The sequence below is a fragment of the Aurantibacter sp. UH7 genome (genome assembly GCF_056839165.1).
This window is the reverse complement of the sequence record NZ_CM166388.1, coordinates 3,187,148-3,206,149: the sequence shown is the minus strand read 5'-3', so window position 1 is coordinate 3,206,149 and position 19,002 is coordinate 3,187,148. Positions and strand designations below refer to the sequence as shown.

Sequence of the window (19,002 nt, the reverse complement as noted above, 5' to 3'; positions counted from 1 at the left end):
TATTTTAAAGTTGCCAATCCAAAATTTCGTCTAGTGAGTGACTCATTGTACTGTTTTTATTTATATAATTATATCTCTCAAGATAGTCTTCACTATACCCCGTTATATCTGAAATGTATTGATTTAAAGATTTTGTGCCTCTTACAATCGGTACAGTTTTAATATAATCTGGTAATGCAGTTGCCGTAATTCCTTTTAATGTTAAAGCTCCTAACTTTGTTTTATCATATCCATAACCTATTTCCCAAGGGACCCATTTAGAATAAATTGTACTAGGTGAAATAACACAGAGCATATGCGAGCTATTGTTGATACCTTTTTTAATACAACGAACAACACCAGCTGGATTGTTAGTTTGTACTTGGTGTTTTAAATCGTAATCATACTCATCCAAATAAACATCAATGCCAGCTTTCATAATATATGCAGCCACTTTTTTACAATATTCTAAATCACTTTTGTGATGACTTATAAAAACGCATTTCACACTACTCGCTAAATTTTTTCTAGCTTGTGACTCATTTAAACTAAGTGCTCTATTAATGCCTGCCATAATTATAATCTAAAGCCTAAAAAGTTAAAGGCGTTTCTTTCGAAGCGTTCTAAATTGTTTTTTATCTCGTGGCTAGCATTATCTCGTTTCCATATTGCGTAATTGATTTTGCTTTCTAAATCGCGGTCAATATTCTTCCACCTCATTGAGACTGCATAGCCAGAATCAATATTAGCTTGTAAACGTTCAGGTACAGAGTGACTAGCTGTTGGTAAATAAATAGCTAACAACCCTTTAGGTCTAAAAGACCGTTTAGGGTTCCTACTATTTTTATAACCTCTAAGAGATGCCCATAACTCCCAATCTATCCATTTCCTATGTCCTGTGCGCTCACCTATAAGCACTATTGTAACAGAACAAGCTCTCATCTTATTCCTTATTACCTTATAAATTTCCTCATCTGTATACTCAGATATATCCTCTTTTAGTGAATAATCTGCCACTTTCATTCCTTGCTTGAGTTGACGTAGCTTCTTTACATAGACTTGGTTATAATCATGATGATAACTCAAGAAACAATTTCTAATTTTCCTTACCATACTTTAGTTTTTATATAACAAAAAAGCCAATGAATACTCATTAGCTTTGTCAAACTTTATTCTCTTTGTAATCGTCTATAAATATATTAAAAAATTTAACATAATTTCTTACGGATTTCCGTAATTAACTACTCTTTTTATAAGATTATACTCTCTTATCCAAACTTCCCTTATCAAAAGCAACCAAATTAAACAATTGCCGCATCCGACTACGTACTCGATTACCGTATCGTTCCTCTAACTCTTTAGCATTTAGGTTTGTGGTGCAATGCGTTTTTACTTTATGCTCAACGAATAAATCATAACGAGATAAAATTATTTCCCCCATCACATTACAATCTTTACCATAATGTCGCCCCATAGGTTCTACACCTAAATCATCAAAACAAAAGTATTGGCCATCACCATAATCTTCTATTGTTTTGAAACCGATATGATTAAAAGCAAAAGCAATATTCCGAGTGGGAACAATTTTATAGGGCTTTTGGTGCGGTACAATATGCCGTAATAATTTCATTAAACTGGTCTTGCCACAACCAACAGGACCAGAAAGTAAAATACCTTTGTTAGTGTCGATGTTTAGCTTTTTGCAATTCGCTTCGTCTTTGATAAAGTAATTACACAGCTTAAAAAGTATCTCTCGGTCTTCTTCATAAATTTTAAAGTTTTTGCCAAATAAAAGCTTCCCTTTTGCATTGAGATAGATGAGTATTTTATCAAAATCGTAAAGCACATTCCTTCCATCAAACTTCCCAAGTGAATATTGTACACTTCCTTCAACAATGATATGTGGTTTAATGTTGTTCATAAAGGCTCGTTGTAATCTTTATCCGAACAGGTCTTTAGGTTGTCCTGATATGGAACAGTTGCAGCTTGTTTCTCAATAGTTTTAGAATTCTGAGAATTTGAATTTTTAAAATTTTGCCGTTTGTTTAAGTTTTTATTGTTTTCTATAGTTTGTATATGTTTGTTTATAGATACCAATGCTTGTCCATTACTTGTCTCGATATTGGTACGACTTGGGTACAGAGCTTGTTCAGTACTTGTCCCAAAATCGAACATCTTGATTCTGCTGCCTTTAAAAGGATTATAAGATGGTGTGTACAGCAAGTATTTCCAATGGCTTAATTCCTTAATGCAACGATGATAGGTAGACTTAGAACCAATCTTTGAAAACTCCATGACTTCTGCTCGGTTGATATAGAACTCTTCTTTAAAAAAGTGGGTATTCCAAATTTGAAACAACGCCACGTATAAACTTATATGCGTTGGATTTAAGCGCGTGTCTTTAGAGAATTGCGCAAACACCCCATTGAGGTGTTTGATGTAGTTAATGTCTTCCAAAGTGGATTAAAACTTATTGTGAATCCTGTTCTTTTCCAACACTTGCATGATTTCCTGATAATCATAATACAATACACCTCCAACTTTAGTGTAGGGGAGTGTACCGTTAATTCGTAGATTCTGCAATGTACCTGGAGAGATTCCTAAAAGGTCTCTAACTTCTGGTGATTTTAGCCATTTTTTAGAAGAATGACCTGATTGATTGTTGAGTAGTTGTTTAATGTCATCGAGTAGTTCCATTTTGAATTCTCGAAGGTCTTCCGTAGTAATAATTGTTGCTGCCATATTTGTAGAACTGTTTTTAGAAAACAAAGCCGCCAATTGTTATAATTTTTAAATGACGACTTTGAATTGATTTGACTTTCGTCCTACAAATTTGGTAAGTATAATTCTACTTTATTCAATAGACAAACCCACTATGGGTTTCTTTTAACATTTCATTTTCAATAGATTACATTGATGTAATTTACTTATTCAAGGGAAAATCGAATTAACAATTTTGAGCAAATTTTATGAATAGCTTCTTTATGCCATGATTCCCCAAGGTGGGTTTGTAGTGGGAGATATTGAGGCTAGGTATTTATATACCAGTCGAATGCATTTTGGTATAAAATGCGTTCTTGTTCATAATCTGAAAAATTATCAATAATACTTTTTAAATGATTAAATGTAAACGGTGTTTTTGCTCTTGTAGATGGTAAGTCTGTTCCAAACATTAATGACTCTGGGTTGATTGAATAAATCTTTTTCATTGTAGTAATTGGGTCAAAATCTAACCTTCCGAATCCTGTAGCCTTAATTTTCACCCCCTTTTCTGCCCAATAATATAAATCCTTTAATCCTGTTTTAGAAAGTCCTAAGTGGTCTATCGAGAATTTTGGAATTTGCTCAAGGGTGGATTTCAGCTCCTTTAAGTTTTTGCTGTCAACATAAAGTTCTGTATGCCAATTATAAGCATCATATAATTTGTTTGCTAATTCAACCATATTTTCTAATTTTTCAGAACCTCCTCTTTTTAAATTAAACCTGACCGCACGAATGTTAGATTCATTTAAGTTGTTTAATTCATCATCTGTCATTTCCATTGGAATATTTGCTACTCCAAAATAGTTTTTTCCAAAAGTATTAAGTGCATCAAATAAATAATCTTGATCAAATTTTTGAAATGATCCTGAAACTATTGCACCCCCTTCAATTCCATAACTTTTGACTTGCTCAACATAGTTTTTAACAGTAAATTCAGGAGGTAAATAACCATTATTTTCTACTAAAGGAAATTTTGGATTTATAATATGGAAATGAGAATCGAAAATTTTCATACTTTTTTAGGTATTTATTAAAGAACATTCATCGCAGTAAAAGCTTCTAGCGTTAAATCCAATCTTTTCTTAATGAACAAATCAGTTTTAAATTCTTTTTTGGGCTCTAAGTTTGTAGCAAAAATATAAGTGTTGTTTTCTAATTCAATATACCCAACAAACCACCCATTGTAGTACTCTCCATCATTTGACAAACCAGATTTACCACTAAGTTTAAATTGTTCCGATTCTTCAATAAGCATAATATCTTTTATTATTTTATATGTTCTTTTGGAAATAGGAAGTTCAAAGGTGTAGAGTCTTTTCAAAAAATTAATTTGCTGTATTTGACTAATTCGAGATCTTCCTTCCAACCAAAAATTATCGATATTAGTAGAATCGATTTTTAAATTTCCGTAATTTAATTTTTGAACATAATCATTCATCCTTTTAGCCCCAATTCTTCTTGCAACTTCTTGATAGCAAGGAACACATGAAAATTGAAAAGCTTTTCTGAGCACTAAATCTTGCTCCCAATTTTTTAACCACTTCTTTTTTCCATCCCACTTAAAGACAGTACTGTCACTTTCAATAACACCGGTTTCTAGTCCAATTATAGAGTTCGCTATTTTAAAAGTTGAAGCTGGTAAATTGCCATTCTTGGACCATTCAAAATCATTAGAATAATACATGTCTTTTTTTAGGTCATAAATTAAAATTGCCCCGTTAACATCAGAAGAATCAATAATAACTTGAAATTCTGGCATTTGAACTTCATTACTAATCGATTTTACTATTTCAGTGTTTTTCGATTCTTTCTGCTTTTTGCAAGAAAAGCAAAGAATTAGGAGAATTACAGTTAAAGTTGTTTTCATTTATAATAATATTAATTTAAAAGTTTCATTAGCCATCTGAATCTCTCATTCTATTGATTAAAGCATCTTTTAGACTATCCAAAAATTTTGTATTGTTTGATTTACGAGACCTAAGTTCTATAAAAGTATGATAATAATTCCCCAATTCCACATTAAATAGCTGTTCACAAGCTGTCGCCAATTCCTTTATATCAGCAGTTCCATTGTTAACTGCTCCGGTGCTATGTAGGGCATAAATTAATTCAATCAAATCGGTTTTACTACCGGTCCAAAAGAGCCTTGACTGCTTTTGAATTGAAGCGTTTTCTGTTTCCATACCATTACTATTATCTAATTTATCTGTTTCTTTTTTTAGATGGATTATAAGCATATCATAAGCTAAAATTGTTGCTACAGCACTGTCATGACTGGTTGAGAATTCTTTATCAGTAAAAAAATGAAACGTTTCAGGATTTAGCCGTATATCCGCCTTATCTCTTAAAAAATATAAATCATCTAAAAGTGTTGCCCCTCTTCGGTAATAATGATAAAATTCAAGGTTATCATTAAAATATACTTGTAATTTGTCGATATGGTTATTTAAGTATTCTATCTGGGACTTTTTACTGCTTCTCGGCCTTTTTGTTTCAATATTAAATAGCTTAACATAATAAATGAGTTTACTAAAAACTTGTGGCTTATAATTTTTAAAGAAGTTTATTTCAGAAAAATCATTTTCAAAAGTTTTTTTTATGACTAAATCCCTTAATTTTTCTAATGTATACTTAGACAATTTTATTCCTTGCTCAGCTTTATAAAGAATATCACTTGAATCAGCTTCTAAGGATTCAAGTTTGTATTCCAAATTCTTTATTAGTTCTAAGTGCGATTTCATTATTAGACACCATTTTTATTTTTTTAGCACCTGAATAAATATTATTTAATGTAAATAATAGAATTATATATTATCCTTGGTTACCCACTTTGCTGTAATAGATGGGACATAATTTTTCATTCTTTCAAGCAATTTTTCAGTATCATTATCAACAATTAACATATTGTGATATGTATTTTTAGTAAATCCTTCAGATACTGTTTTTTTGGAAAAATTTATTAATTCATCATAGTAACCATTAACATTTAAAATACTAATTGGTTTACAGTGAAGTCCTAATTGAGCCAATGTTGATATTTCGAAAAATTCCTCCATAGACCCATGTCCACCAGGTAAAACAATAAACCCATCTGAAATTTTTTCAATCTTACGTTTTCGTTGATGCATTGTATCCACTTGAATCAATTGAGTTAATCCTTTGTGAGCTATTTCTTTCTCTATTAGAAACTTTGGCATTACACCAATTACAATTCCATTAGAATTTAACGCACCATCGGCAAGCTTACCCATTAAACCTACAGAACCACCCCCGTAAACAATTGTAATAGATTTTTTTGCTAATAGTGCACCTAATTTAAAGGCTTCTTTTCCATAATTCTCATTCACGCCAATACTTGACCCACAAAATACAGCAATACTCTTCATTTTCTTTATCAAATTATACTATTCCTAGTTTTAAAAAACTCTACCATTTTACCTTTTTAAACTTTTTATTTCATCCAAGTTGGCATTGTTTTAGAATCATGGTTGGCTCCAACAATATCACGATACAGATCTGGTCTTCTGGCTTGTTTGTATCTCCAACCTCCAGAAAGTGATATTTTACCCTTAGTAAGTTTTGAAATTGAAATTTCATCTTCAAAAGACTTAATTTCAGACAACACCTCTCCAAACGGGTCAATTATCATAGAATTACCATTCTTCAAGTGCTCTCCATCATAACCGATTGGGTTAGTAAATGCATAATACACACCATTATCATAAGCCCTTGCAGGCAACCAACGCATTAACCATCTCCTTCCTTTAGGGCCATCAAACTCCAACCTCAAAGATACGGGGTCGGTTTCTCTGTTCTCCCAATACTTCTTTTCGACGTAGCCCCTTAATGGCATTGCTGATGGAGTACAACCTGTAACATGAGGAGCAAAAATTATTTCTGCCCCCAAAAGGCTAGTGGCTCTGACATTTTCGATAACATTGTTATCATAACAAATTAATATTCCACATTTCCAACCAAGAAGATCAAATACACAATATTCATTTCCGGATGACATATACTTATTTATAAAAGGATGTAATTTTCTGTATTTTGCAATTACTCCCTGTTTAGTTACGCATATATAAGTATTGAAAATTTTATTATTTTCTTTTTCAATTAATCCAGCCAAAATGGGTATGTCAAATTCCTTAGCAATTTCTATTAAAGCCTGAGTACTTTCTCCATTTGGCACTTCCTCTGCCAAATTAAATATCTGTTCTTTATTTAAGTCCTTAGTAAACGTATAGGCAGTAATACACATTTCATGAAAACTTATAACGTTTGCCCCCATAGATTTTGCTTTCTCTGCGAGACTTTTAATTACAGAAAGGTTGTACTTCTTATCCCCGTCTTTGGGTTGAAATTGGGCTACAGCTAAATTCATATACATTACTTTAAATTATGGTTACAATTTTTACTAAATAAGTCAAAATATTCATTAATAATATGTATTAGTCAAAAATATTAAAATTTAGTACACTATACTACTAAATTATACTATATTTGCTTAAAATAAATTAAACCCGTTTAATTATGATAAAAAATTTACACGAAACAAGTGGTTACAAAATACGTAATGTGTCTTTGCTTTTGGTAAATAAGATAAATCAGAATTTTATAAAAGAAGGTTTTGATATCACTGCAGAACAACTTAAAATGTTAGTTGTTTTATGGGAGAGTGATGGTAAGACACAAAATGAACTAGGAGAAAGTGTTGGTAAATTTAAAACAAGTGTAACTAAACTTGTAGATGGTCTTGAAAAGCGAAAGTTAATTCAAAGAGCTCCACATCCTACAGATCGTAGAGCAAATGTTATTTATTTAACTGAAGTTGGCAAAAACATTAAAAAACAACTCATGCCAATTATTGAAAATACGTTAAGCGAAGCCCATAGTAATATATCTAATGAAAAATTAACAGTCTTTCATGAAGTCTTAAATCAAATAGAAAAGAATTTAAAATAAAAAAATTTAACCATATAGTACACTATGCTACTAAATACTATTTAACTAAAATGAAAAATAACATTAAAACTTTAAAAAAAACACAAGCTAAAATACTTATAGGGATTTTGTTCTTTTTTGGAACATCCATAATGCATGGACAAAATACTTCTGATTCTCTCTCTTTACAAAATGTATTGAAGATTATATTAGAGCATAATCCAATATTGAAACAATCTGAAGGCAAAATTGAAATAGCTCAATCCAACATAGGTGTCGCTAAAAGCTATAAATATCCTAAAATGATTTTAGAAGGGTCTTTTACTTACGTAGATCCTGTCTCAGAGGTAACCTTACCCATAGGAGATAACCCCATAGTCCTTCCTTTGTTTCCTAACGACAATTATAATGTATATGCCGGAGTACAGTATGTACTCTATGATTTCGGAAGAACAAAAGAGGTTATCAATATATCTAAAATTGAAAAGTTAATTTCAGAAGAAGGGTTAGAAGCTGCACAAAAGCAGCTTACATATGCGGCAACAGAACTATTCACAACAATTTTATTTACAGAGAACGCAATTAATGTTCAAAACCAACTTATTTCTTCTTTACAGCGAAATTTAAAACGGATTAATGGTTTTGTAGACAATGGGCTGGCAACAAGTTTTGACCAAGTGAATACTAATGTTAGAATAACAACTGCACAAAATAAAAAAGTAAGTCTTCAAAATTCTTTAAACAATCTAAAGTATCATTTAGGAGAATTAATGGGGAGGTCTCCTAATGCAAAAGAATTAGCAATAAAAGGAGTTCTAAATATTGAAAAACAACGTTCTGAAAAAACCCTTGAAACAAACGAAATTCGAAGTGAACTAGCTATTGCAAAACACGTAGACTCCATATTAGTTAGTGGTCAAAATTTGGCAAATAAGGGAAATCTACCTTTTATAACTATAGGAGGCACTACAGGTTTTCACAATGGATACTTACCTGACCTGGATGAATTCAGATTTAATTATGCTGCATTTGCTAAAGTGACGGTTCCCCTATTTCAAGGTTTTAAGGTAAAACATGAACAGCAAATTGCCAAAATAAAAAAGGAGAACAGTAAATGGCATCTAAATGAAGTAAATACAAAAATTAATACAGAATTAACTTCTGCCTTAGAAACTTTAGAGAACGCCTATATACAATATGAAAACAATAAAATATTAATTCATCAAGCCGAAATAGCAGTAAAACAGGCTCGAAAAAAGTATGACAATCAATTAATTACCAATTTGGATTTATTGGATACTGAGGTAGTATTATCTGGTGCACAATTATCCTTATTAGAATCTGAATACAAATGCATAATAGCTCAGTATAAAGTAAAACAAGCAAAAGGAATAAAAATTTGGCAATCAACTTTTAAGTAATAAAGAAATGAAAAACACAAAAGATTCAAAAAACACGAAGAAAACAATCATTATATCTATCTTTTTAATTGCGTTAGTATACTGCTGTTATCTTTTTATTGGGCATTTAAGATATGAGAAAACTGATAATGCCCAAGTTGAAGGTCACATTTATCAAGTTAACCCCAAAATTGGTGGGCAAGTATTAGAAGTCTTAGTAGACGACAACGAGTTCGTTGAAAAAGGTCAGGTTTTAGCACGTATAGATAAAAGTGATATAGAGTTAATGTACGCACAAGCCAAAGCAGGTTTAGCACAAATACAAGCAGAAAAAGCTGCTGCTTTAGCAGCTGTAGAAGCTTCTAAATCTGCATCCCGAGCTGCATTTACCAATATAGCTGTAGTAAAAGCAAAGAAAAAAAGACTAAGCACAGATTTAGTACGCTTTACAAATCTTCGTAATGAAGACATCATACCGCAATCTAAAATCGATGATATCAACACCAGTTTTGATGTCGTTACCTCACAAGTTGCGGCTGCGCAGCAACAATATAATGCCTCCAATGGCCAGTATAATGCTTCCTTTCAAAAGATAAGTAGTATAGATGCGGCTATTGAAGCCGCCGAGGTTCAAGTTCAAAACACAGAGTTAAAACTATCTTATACAGAGATTAAAGCCCCAGCGTCTGGTGTAGTATCCAGAAAAATGATTGAAGCTGGGCAAGTAATTGGTCCTGGACAGCCACTTATGGCCATAACAGATTTTTCAGAATTATGGATTGTAGCAAATTTTAAAGAAGGTCAAGTTTCCAAAATGGTAGAAGGTCAAGACGTCGAAATTAAAATCGATGCATTTTCTAACAAGCATTTTACAGGAAAAATAGAATCTATTGCGGCAGCTACTGGAGCTAAATTTTCACTTTTTCCAGCGGATAATGCAACAGGAAACTTTACAAAAGTTACGCAAAGGATTCCTGTGAAAATTCTTTTTAATGAAAATGAAATAAAAGATGAAAAATTACGAGCAGGTATGAGTGCTGTTATAAAAGTAATTAACAAATAGTTTTATATGCGTACACCTGCTATGACAAAAAATATAAGTGAGACCGTTAATCTAAGGAGTCCTCTTTCTATAGCTGCAAAAAAAAAGTGGCTTATACTTTTAGGACTCACACTTTGTGCTGCATTGGATATATTAGTTGCTACTTCTTCATCTGTGGCTATTGATGAAATTGCTGGTTTTTTAAGTGCAACGGCAGACGAAATAATTTGGATGAATATAGGATATTTTATATCCAAGTTAATTTTCCTAATTCTCTCCATTCAGTTAACTAAAATCATAGGAGGAAAAAGATTATTACTATACTCACTTATCATATTTATTATTGGAGCTTTTTTGTGCGGCACTACTGCTTCTTTTGGTCTTTTTATGGTTGGACGAGTGTTTTTAGGAGCAGGTAGTGCTGCTTTTTACACCGTTGCCCAAACAGTTCTATTCACCATATTTCCAATTAAAAAACAAGGAACTATACAAGCTATTTTTAGCTTAGCCATTGTTTTGGGTCCTAATGTTATTCCTGCTTTTAGTGGTTGGCTTACGTATCACTATATGTGGCAGCTAATATTTTTATTTACGGTAATCGTAGGGATATGTGTAATGCCATTAATTAATAAAATACCAAAATCCGTTTTACCTAAGAATTCTGACAATCAAGCAAAAATTAATTGGCTAAATGTTATTTGGTTATCGATAGGACTGGGTGCTTTTCAATTCGTAATGGAGGAAGGATCTCGATACGATTGGTTTGAAGAACAAAAAATAACACTATTATCAATTACAGCACTAATTGGATTTATTTTATTTTTCATTCAAAATAAAAGAGATGATCAAAACTATAAATTAATTGACTTTTCTGTATTTAGAAATTCGTCTTTCTCACTAGCTTTTTTAATAAGTTTTGTGTCTGGATTTGCCTTATTTGGAAGTGGAGCAGTTATACCTGGCTTTGTCCAGAATGTACTTCGGTATCAAAGTGCTGCGGTCGGGTTTACATTGTTTCCGAGTGGCATTGCAATATTATTGGGATTAATTACTAGTGCCATCATTGTAGATACCAAAAAAATACCTCCTTTTGCTAGTGCAGCTTTAGGTGTTGTCTGTGTTATAACTTCTATGATTTTAGTATCAGATGTTACCGTAATATCTGGTTTTCCAGATATGATTCCTGCAATGATGCTTAGAGGCCTTGGTCTTGGGCTGCTATTTGTACCTATAATCTTTATTGCTTTTAACGAATTAAAAGGCAATGAACTATTAACTGGTACTGGGCTGTTCAATTTTGGGAGACAGTGTGGAGGTTCGTTTGCTATGGCTTTTCTGCCCACTTATCTATCACATCAAATGGCATTCCATAGGAAAAACTTACTACAACACACCAATCCGTATAACACTCTTTTTAGTGAAAGGGTACAAGGTGCAACACAGGCACTTATTTCTAGAGGATATAATCCAATAGAAGCTAAAAGTGCAGCACTAGGAACAGTTGATATTGCATTAAATGTACAATCCGCAGTTTTAGCTTTTCAAAACACTTTTTTTGCTATTTCCATGGTGTTTTTATGTGCGGCACCAGTAATTATTGCTACAAAAATTTATTTAACCAAAAGAGATTTAAACCAAATACAATTATAATGAAATTAGAAAGCATACTTTTTGAATCCACTGAGTTAGGAGCATTAAAATTAAAAAACCGCATAGTGATGGCTTCCATGACAAGAAGTCGAGCTACCGCAGATGGTGTGCCTACTCCTATAATGGCAACCTACTATGCCCAAAGAGCAAGTGCAGGTTTAATTATATCAGAAGCGTCACAAATATCATTGCAAGGAACAAGTTACCCAAATACACCAGGAATTTACAACAAAGAGCAAGTAATTGGTTGGAATAAAGTAACCGAAGCTGTACATGAATCGGGAAGTAAAATATTTATTCAGTTATTTCATGGAGGACGAATATCTCACCCTGAGATTACAAGAGAAGATGAACCTATAGCACCTTCCGCAATAGAACCACAAAGACTTATATACAAATCATCTTTAAACGAAAAAGATGATTTCATCGCCCCAAGAGCAATAGATATCCAAGAAATTGAGGATATTGTATCTCAGTTTGGTAATGCTGCTAAAAATGCCTTTGAGGCAGGCTTTGATGGTATTGAAATTCATGCTGCGAATGGATATTTAATTGATCAGTTTTTAAGAGATAAAACTAATAAGAGAACTGATAATTATGGTGGCTCATTCCAAAATAGAACCCGTTTATTAATAGAAATACTTAAAGAAGTACGTAAGTACTTTAGTTTACAAAAAGTTGGAGTGCGATTATCTCCATTAAGCACTTTTAATGATATAAGCGATAGTAATCCGTTAGGCTTGTATTCCTATATATTAAAAGAGTTGAGCAGCTTTAATTTGGCTTATGTACATTTAATTGAAGATGCTACCGCCTATAAAAATCTTGATTTTGAAAATGGTATAAGTGCAACTTTAGGTAAATATTATGATGGAAAAATCATGGGTAATGGTGCATATAATCTAGAAAAAGCAGATTTTGAAATATTTAATGGTATTGTAGATGTTGTTGCTTTTGGTAAATTATTTATTTCCAATCCAGACCTACCAAAACGGTTTATGATAGAAGCCGATTTTAATGTCCCTGATGAAAGCACATATTATGCTGGAGGTGAAGAAGGTTATATTGACTATGAAACATTAGATCTATAGGGTTTTTAATTCATGACAGTAATTGTAATATATAGTTTTAATAGCTGTGAAAATTCTAAAACTCTAAAGGAAGTTCTTAATTATTCCCCGGGAACCGTATTATTTCAAAATGATAAGACTTTTTGTTACCAATGCGAGTTTGCACATATTTATACGTTATGCGTTGAGATTCATAAGGTTTTCAATAGTTGTAAAACATTAAAAAAAGAGGATATTATTGAGTTACTCCATATAAACGAAATTGGAACAGAAGCAAAAGTTATCAGAATAAAAGAACAAGGAAACAAGAAGGTTAACAAACATGTTTTTGAACATTTATCAAAAAACAATTTGACATATATAAGTTTAAAAAAAGTATGATAAAAAAAAACATCTTACATACCCTTTTGAAGGGCAGATGTCCAAAATGTCGAAAAGGAAGAATGTTCAAAAATTCAAACCCTTTTATTTTGGCTGAACTTTTTAAAATGCATGAAAGATGTTCCTCTTGTAATATAAAATTTAAAATAGAACCTTCTTTCTTCTTTGGAGCAATGTATATAAGCTACGGTTTGAGTGTTTTAATAGCTGTATTAACTTTTATTTTAAGTTATTTAGTATTCAACTTATTATTAGTTAATTGTTTCAAAGTAATTGTATGCCTGCTGGTAATTAGTTCCCCAATTATCGGTAGGCTATCAAGGAATATTTGGATTATATTTTTTATTAAGTATGACCCTAATTTTAAAGAAAAACAATTAAGTTAATCTAACAATTATATATAATTATAACAATGGAATCAACATTTAAAACTTGGAGAACAAGTAGGAACTTATTCTTAGAATACTTTGACAAATACACGTTGGAACAACTGAATAAAATCCCTGAAGGATTTAGTAATAATCTAATATGGAATATTGGGCATATAATAGTTGCACAACAGGCATTAATATATAAATCGTCTAATGTCAAAGAAAATATCTCTGAAGAATTATTTGAACTTTATAAGCCAGGAACAAAGCCAACTGAACAAACTACTGCAGATGAGATTAAGGAACTAAAAGAGCTTTTGATATCCTTAATTGAAAAAACAGAACAAGATTTTTATAACAAAAAATTTGTTTCTTTTAATGAAAGAATGACAGGAACAGGATTTCATTTAAGCTCATTAAAAGATGCTTTTGAATTTAATAATTATCATGAGGGCTTACATTTAGGGTGTATGTTGAATATTCGAAAGTTTCTTTAAAAAGATGAAACACGAATTATTTCTTTAACTGATTCAAAATTAGAACTTATCCGCAAAACTTATTAAGATATAACATGATTAGTACAAGATATGTGAGATACCTTTTTTTAACTGTGACGGTATGGCTATCCTTTTTTATAACATTTCAGATTTCTCTTTCTTATGTCTTAAATGATTTTCAAAACCCGATAGATTCACTTTTATTTTTAATAATTGTAAGCTTCCCAGTAGCATTAATATCGGGAATTGTTACTGAAACTATGGATTATGTCATGTTCGATTATAACTTGTTACGTGATTCTTACTTTTTAAAGATATTTTTAAAAAGTGTTTTACATGTTATTGTATTTTTAATAGTAATATACAAAGTTGCAATTTTCTTTTCCAATCAAGCCGTTGAACTCGGTATTAAAACTACAAATGCATTTAAATTTGTCACCACTGAAAATGGCTTTTTATTACTATTACTGTACTCATATTTAATTAGCTTTTTAGTAAATTTTCTACGTCAAATCAACCAACACCTTGGGCGAAAAACGTTATTAAATTTTTTAATTGGGAAATACCGAAAACCTAAAGAAGATAATCGTATTTTCTTATTTTTAGATTTAGATAACTCAACGACGTTAGCTGAACATATGGGACATTATAATTATAGTTCTTTAGTGCAAGATTGCTTTAAAGATTTGACACAAGTAATTTATAAGTATGATGCAGAAGTATATCAATATGTAGGGGATCAAGTTGTTTTACATTGGGAAAATACACCTAAAAATAAATCATATTTAGTTGAGTTGTTTTTTAATTATGAGTCGGTTCTTCTAAAAAGAAAGGAGTATTATCAAAATAAATATGATACTCTTCCATCATTTAAGGCTGGTGCAGATGTAGGACCTGTTATGGTTAGTGAAGTAGGTGAAATAAAGAAAATGATTGCCTATCACGGGGATGTTTTAAATGTTGCAGCAAGAATTGAAGGTTTATGCAAAACACTTGACAAAAAATTTCTAGTATCTCACAACTTTTTTGAGAGTGAATTCTCCACATCAATCAATATAGATATAGAATATGTAGATACAAGAATATTAAAAGGGAAAACAAAAAAAATTCATATCTATGACATTTCCAAACAGAATAATCAATCAATATTAATTTGAGATTTTGCTATAGTAAAAGAGCAATTAAAAATAAAAACACATGAAAAACTATTTAATCATCCTATGTTTCTTTTTATCTACTTTTAGCTGTTTTTCACAAAAAATGACCTTCAATGTAGAGTTTTCAAAAAATTACGCAACGCTTGATTTTTTAAACAACCTTTCGTCCAATTATTCATCTAATCCATACAAAGAGGTGTTTAAAAATTCAAAGTATGACACAGAAAAATACAAAGAACTTATAATTGATTTTGAGAAAATCAATATTTTTTATCAATATGAATACCCTCAATACCCTTATGGAAACAAGATAGGAGGCAATACTTATTTTATTTTAGGAAGAAATCTTATTGAAAGTAATAATCTGAAAGAATTTAAAAGAAAGTCCTTTGGTATAATTCCTAATCATGATTTAAATAAGCTATATGAAATTTTGCTTGCGTTTCAACCAGTTTATGACGAATTAGTTTTTAAACCTTGTAGATTAAAGTTCAATCAACAGATAAAGAAAACCCGTGAGTTAATTTCAAAAGTAGACATTGACAAGCTATTTAAACAAACAGTAAACTTTCACGAATCCAACTGGGATTTCTCTATTCCTTTTAAACTTTCCATGTACCCCATACCTAATCCACGGAAAAGAGGTTTTAGTGCTACAGCTTTTTATAATATTGCAATCGCCGGAATCCCTCAGGGGTTTGAAGATTTTGAAGAACTTTTAGCAGTACTATTTCATGAGTCCTCACATATTGTATATGATGAACAATCACTTCTTGTAAAAAAGGATATAGAAACTTGGTTTAAAAATAATAATTCAAAATCATCAAATTATGCTCAGCTTCTGTTTAATGAAGCTATCACCACTTCTATTGCTAATGGGTATCTATATCAAAAATTAAGCGGAGAACTCCCTGAGGGAAATTGGTATAGAAACAAATTCATTTCAAATATGGCTCAGAAAATATATCCGTTAATTGAAAAATATTTTAATGAAAATAAAACAATTGACCAAGAATTCATAAACGATTATATCTCTGTTTTGGATGAAGAATTTCCAAGCTGGATTCAAGATATTGACTTTATATTTATGCAACGATTCGTGATTTCTGAAAATAAAGAAGTTTATAAAAATTTGATGAAGAATCATAGATTCTCGAATATCAATGAATATGAAGCCAAATTAGATGCTCTTACCATTGAAAAAATGAAGACCCATCCAATAACCAAGATTATCCTTGTTTCAGATAAAAACCAGCATAAGTTAGATTTGATAAAAGAAAGTTTTGAAGAGTTGAAAGAATGGAAACCGGACGTAAACTCTGAATTTACTTATATAAAATTCTTGAAGGATAAAACATATTTGATTATCATTAATTCTCATTCAGAAGACATTTCCATATTAATGGAGAGTTTATCTTTTCAATAAATCGACAAAATCGTAGAGCTAGCATAAAACTATTTTATAATCTTTTATTCCAAATTTATAATGATAAGAGTAGTATATACTTGGCATGTAGAGCCAGAAAACTTAAAATTATTTATTGAAACTTGGAAAGTAACTACAAACAAAATTCACAAAACTGTTCTAGGGGCTAGAGGAAGCTTTATGCTAAAAAACTATGAAAATCAGAAGGAAATAAAAACTATTGCGCGATGGAACGCTATGAAAGATTGGAGAGCTTTTTGGGGTTCAAAAAATCCTAAGCAGATGCAGTTTATGCATCAATTGGGAAAAAGAGTATCTGTAGAAACATATGAGGAAATTAATGATTATACTCAATAATTTTAATTTTCCAACATTCTAATATTTACTTCATTGCCTTCTTTCAAATAAAAAACAACAAAGGTCAATGCCTCTTCTTTGGAAGCATTATCAAAATGCAAAATTGTTTTATTTTTTGGCTCGTAAAAAGCATCTCCCTCGTGTAATGTTTTCTGTTCCTCTCCTTCAATTTGAAAAATAACGCTACCAGAAATAACATATCCCACTACAGGGCATGGGTGCATATGTTTTGGCGCTCTAACTCCTGCGGCCAATGTTATCTCTTGTGTTTCAACTGATGATAAATTTTGATCAACTATTTCTTTCAGTAGTTCCTTTCTGCTCACATTTTGTGCAAGGCTTGAGAAACAGCAAATGGTTATGCATACTAGAGTGATAAAATTTAGTTTTTTCATTATTATTATTATGAAACTTTAATTTGCTAATTATCATTTATTTGATCAAAAACTATTGTAATGTATGTTACTAAAACATTACATCTAATCTTTTATTTGAATCACTTAAAAATATATTATAGTAATAAAATTACAATAATAAATCTTCTTTTTTTATTGACGTTTTCTCAATTTCAATTTTGAAATAAAAAATATTTCTAGATACAATTTTACTTGTATACTAGATAGAAAAACATACTTAAAAATATTTAAAAACACTTTACTTTCACAAAACATATATATGGTTTCTAGGTTAAAAATTCTTGATAATAAAATCTTATAAAATTGAAATAGATGATATCTTTAATTATATTAATCATGTGGTATTTTAACCGTAACACCAAATCCAAAAGTTGGCACTATTTTTTTAGCTTCATATCCTACACTTTCTATTTCATTGAAATCACCATCTGTTAAACTATGCTCTGATATTAAATTTATTCCAGCTCTGGCATAGGCGGTAATATTGTTTGTTAAATAATAATTTATTTGTGGAGTAAAAGTTAGGTTTGTTGTTGTTTGATACTCAGGAGTCACATCCATACCTATCAATAGGTCTTTATTAAATTCGACGTCAAATGCTCCAATATCATAATTCACCATAAAACCTAATTCAAGTTTTTTTGATAATTTCCGAAAAACGTTTAATCGAGGATACATTAAATCAATAAGCCAATTATCTGTTTTATAATAAAGAAACGCAACGGGAAGTATGAGAGCATCTCCCATTTCCTGAGAATACGTTATTCCTAAACCAAGCCTGAAATTATCTTCGCCTTTTGGATGAAATCCTACCGTAAATGCGTTAATTCCTTTGTAAGCATTAGAAAAATTGAAATTTTTGAAATCAGATTTAACTGTTGAAAAATTAACATAATTCAAAGCCCATTTCCTATTGAGCCTATAATTAAAAATAGAGGTTAAACGAACATCGTGTAAATCTTCAGCAAATAAGAGTTCTTCACCATTTTTACTAGTGAAATCATTTTGGTACCATTTATATTCTGCATTGTATATAACTCTCAACTTCCCTAATTCTATAGGAGGTCCTGCTAAATAAAATTTGGTCAAGGATGCTTTATTTGATTTTATATTACTGTTTTCTATGTCATTATCTATTTCTGAAAATATATTATGACTAGCATTAAATATTTCGTCAAAGGACTGTGCACTGACATATAAAGAGGTAAAAAGTGCTATACTTGTTATAAATATTAGATTCTTCATTCTCGTTTACTTCTTTTAAATAATATTTTCTAAAAAAACCTTTAGTAATAAAGCCTAGAGTATTACTTACTTGTCCAGATCTTAAAAATAGATCCCCCTTTATTATAATTCTTTATGGTAATTTTTTCCTTAATTTTCTCCCAATCATTATCAGGAAAAGAAATGAATTGTTGAAATGCTTTTTTAAAAGCTAGTGTTTCTGTTGCTTCCAAGAATAATTTTAAAGGTTTTTAAATTAATTTCTGAGTTTTCTATAGTCTCGACTTTCTTATATGGTAATAATTATTGAACTTTAAGAAGTGTG

At 30.8% G+C, this 19,002-nt stretch carries 22 protein-coding genes; 10 read left to right on the top strand and 12 right to left on the bottom strand.

Translation table 11 applies throughout. The annotated features are described in order from the left end of the window. Nucleotides 1–4 precede the first annotated feature (4 nt). The 10 genes from UH7x_RS13515 to UH7x_RS13470 form a co-directional block, all read right to left on the bottom strand. The gene (locus tag UH7x_RS13515) at nucleotides 5–553 is read right to left on the bottom strand and encodes a toll/interleukin-1 receptor domain-containing protein (protein WP_482360455.1); all 549 of its coding nucleotides are present in this window, start codon (nucleotides 551–553) and stop codon (nucleotides 5–7) included. A 2-nt stretch (nucleotides 554–555) separates the two neighbouring features. Continuing rightward, on the bottom strand, nucleotides 556–1,092 hold the full coding sequence (locus tag UH7x_RS13510; RefSeq protein ID WP_482360454.1) for a TIR domain-containing protein: 537 nt from the start codon (nucleotides 1,090–1,092) through the stop codon (nucleotides 556–558). 145 nt (nucleotides 1,093–1,237) lie between these two features. After that, complete coding sequence (locus UH7x_RS13505) at nucleotides 1,238–1,900, bottom strand: P-loop NTPase family protein (RefSeq protein WP_482360453.1); 663 nt, start codon at nucleotides 1,898–1,900, stop codon at nucleotides 1,238–1,240. Continuing rightward, the gene (locus tag UH7x_RS13500; protein ID WP_482360452.1) at nucleotides 1,897–2,274 is read right to left on the bottom strand and encodes a hypothetical protein; all 378 of its coding nucleotides are present in this window, start codon (nucleotides 2,272–2,274) and stop codon (nucleotides 1,897–1,899) included. The genes UH7x_RS13505 and UH7x_RS13500 overlap by 4 nt, the downstream gene beginning before the upstream one ends. A 168-nt stretch (nucleotides 2,275–2,442) precedes the next feature. After that, nucleotides 2,443–2,721 carry a helix-turn-helix domain-containing protein gene (locus UH7x_RS13495; RefSeq protein ID WP_482360451.1) on the bottom strand — a complete coding sequence of 93 codons (279 nt, stop codon included), beginning with the start codon at nucleotides 2,719–2,721 and terminating at the stop codon, nucleotides 2,443–2,445. Between the two features lie 287 nt (nucleotides 2,722–3,008). Next, nucleotides 3,009–3,755, bottom strand: coding sequence for an amidohydrolase family protein (locus UH7x_RS13490; RefSeq protein WP_482360450.1), 747 nt, complete (start codon nucleotides 3,753–3,755; stop codon nucleotides 3,009–3,011). Nucleotides 3,756–3,772: 17 nt separating this feature from the next. Then, nucleotides 3,773–4,609: a class D beta-lactamase gene (gene blaOXA, locus UH7x_RS13485; RefSeq protein ID WP_482360449.1), complete on the bottom strand. Its 837-nt coding sequence runs from the start codon at nucleotides 4,607–4,609 to the stop codon at nucleotides 3,773–3,775. A gap of 28 nt (nucleotides 4,610–4,637) precedes the next feature. Then, the gene (locus tag UH7x_RS13480) at nucleotides 4,638–5,453 is read right to left on the bottom strand and encodes an RteC domain-containing protein (RefSeq protein ID WP_482360448.1); all 816 of its coding nucleotides are present in this window, start codon (nucleotides 5,451–5,453) and stop codon (nucleotides 4,638–4,640) included. A gap of 93 nt (nucleotides 5,454–5,546) precedes the next feature. Then, nucleotides 5,547–6,128, bottom strand: a complete 582-nt coding sequence (locus UH7x_RS13475) for an LOG family protein (protein ID WP_482360447.1) — start codon at nucleotides 6,126–6,128, stop codon at nucleotides 5,547–5,549. Nucleotides 6,129–6,193: 65 nt separating this feature from the next. Beyond that, nucleotides 6,194–7,126: a nitrilase family protein gene (locus tag UH7x_RS13470; RefSeq protein ID WP_482360446.1), complete on the bottom strand. Its 933-nt coding sequence runs from the start codon at nucleotides 7,124–7,126 to the stop codon at nucleotides 6,194–6,196. 149 nt (nucleotides 7,127–7,275) lie between these two features. Between UH7x_RS13470 and UH7x_RS13465 the strand changes: the two genes are divergently transcribed. From UH7x_RS13465 to UH7x_RS13420, 10 genes are all read left to right on the top strand, one after another. Next, nucleotides 7,276–7,707, top strand: coding sequence for a MarR family winged helix-turn-helix transcriptional regulator (locus tag UH7x_RS13465; protein ID WP_482360445.1), 432 nt, complete (start codon nucleotides 7,276–7,278; stop codon nucleotides 7,705–7,707). A 50-nt stretch (nucleotides 7,708–7,757) separates the two neighbouring features. Continuing rightward, nucleotides 7,758–9,107, top strand: a complete 1,350-nt coding sequence (locus UH7x_RS13460) for a TolC family protein (protein WP_482360444.1) — start codon at nucleotides 7,758–7,760, stop codon at nucleotides 9,105–9,107. Between the two features lie 7 nt (nucleotides 9,108–9,114). Continuing rightward, on the top strand, nucleotides 9,115–10,149 hold the full coding sequence (locus tag UH7x_RS13455) for an HlyD family secretion protein (RefSeq protein WP_482360443.1): 1,035 nt from the start codon (nucleotides 9,115–9,117) through the stop codon (nucleotides 10,147–10,149). A 6-nt stretch (nucleotides 10,150–10,155) separates the two neighbouring features. Further along, nucleotides 10,156–11,778, top strand: a complete 1,623-nt coding sequence (locus tag UH7x_RS13450) for a DHA2 family efflux MFS transporter permease subunit (protein ID WP_482360442.1) — start codon at nucleotides 10,156–10,158, stop codon at nucleotides 11,776–11,778. Then, nucleotides 11,778–12,869: an alkene reductase gene (locus UH7x_RS13445; RefSeq protein WP_482360441.1), complete on the top strand. Its 1,092-nt coding sequence runs from the start codon at nucleotides 11,778–11,780 to the stop codon at nucleotides 12,867–12,869. The genes UH7x_RS13450 and UH7x_RS13445 overlap by 1 nt, the downstream gene beginning before the upstream one ends. Before the next feature lie 356 nt (nucleotides 12,870–13,225). Next, the gene (locus UH7x_RS13440) at nucleotides 13,226–13,615 is read left to right on the top strand and encodes a DUF983 domain-containing protein (RefSeq protein WP_482360440.1); all 390 of its coding nucleotides are present in this window, start codon (nucleotides 13,226–13,228) and stop codon (nucleotides 13,613–13,615) included. A gap of 26 nt (nucleotides 13,616–13,641) precedes the next feature. Beyond that, the gene (locus tag UH7x_RS13435; protein ID WP_482360439.1) at nucleotides 13,642–14,097 is read left to right on the top strand and encodes a DinB family protein; all 456 of its coding nucleotides are present in this window, start codon (nucleotides 13,642–13,644) and stop codon (nucleotides 14,095–14,097) included. A gap of 74 nt (nucleotides 14,098–14,171) precedes the next feature. Continuing rightward, entirely contained in the window at nucleotides 14,172–15,254 is a 1,083-nt protein-coding gene (locus tag UH7x_RS13430) for an adenylate/guanylate cyclase domain-containing protein (RefSeq protein WP_482360438.1), read from the top strand. Between the two features lie 40 nt (nucleotides 15,255–15,294). Further along, complete coding sequence (locus UH7x_RS13425; protein ID WP_482360437.1) at nucleotides 15,295–16,680, top strand: hypothetical protein; 1,386 nt, start codon at nucleotides 15,295–15,297, stop codon at nucleotides 16,678–16,680. 60 nt (nucleotides 16,681–16,740) lie between these two features. After that, nucleotides 16,741–17,037, top strand: coding sequence for a hypothetical protein (locus UH7x_RS13420; RefSeq protein WP_482360436.1), 297 nt, complete (start codon nucleotides 16,741–16,743; stop codon nucleotides 17,035–17,037). A gap of 2 nt (nucleotides 17,038–17,039) precedes the next feature. Here UH7x_RS13420 and UH7x_RS13415 read toward each other — a convergent pair whose 3' ends face one another. Next, complete coding sequence (locus UH7x_RS13415; RefSeq protein ID WP_482360435.1) at nucleotides 17,040–17,432, bottom strand: cupin domain-containing protein; 393 nt, start codon at nucleotides 17,430–17,432, stop codon at nucleotides 17,040–17,042. 351 nt (nucleotides 17,433–17,783) lie between these two features. Next, on the bottom strand, nucleotides 17,784–18,698 hold the full coding sequence (locus tag UH7x_RS13410; RefSeq protein ID WP_482360434.1) for a DUF6268 family outer membrane beta-barrel protein: 915 nt from the start codon (nucleotides 18,696–18,698) through the stop codon (nucleotides 17,784–17,786). Nucleotides 18,699–19,002: the final 304 nt, after the last annotated feature.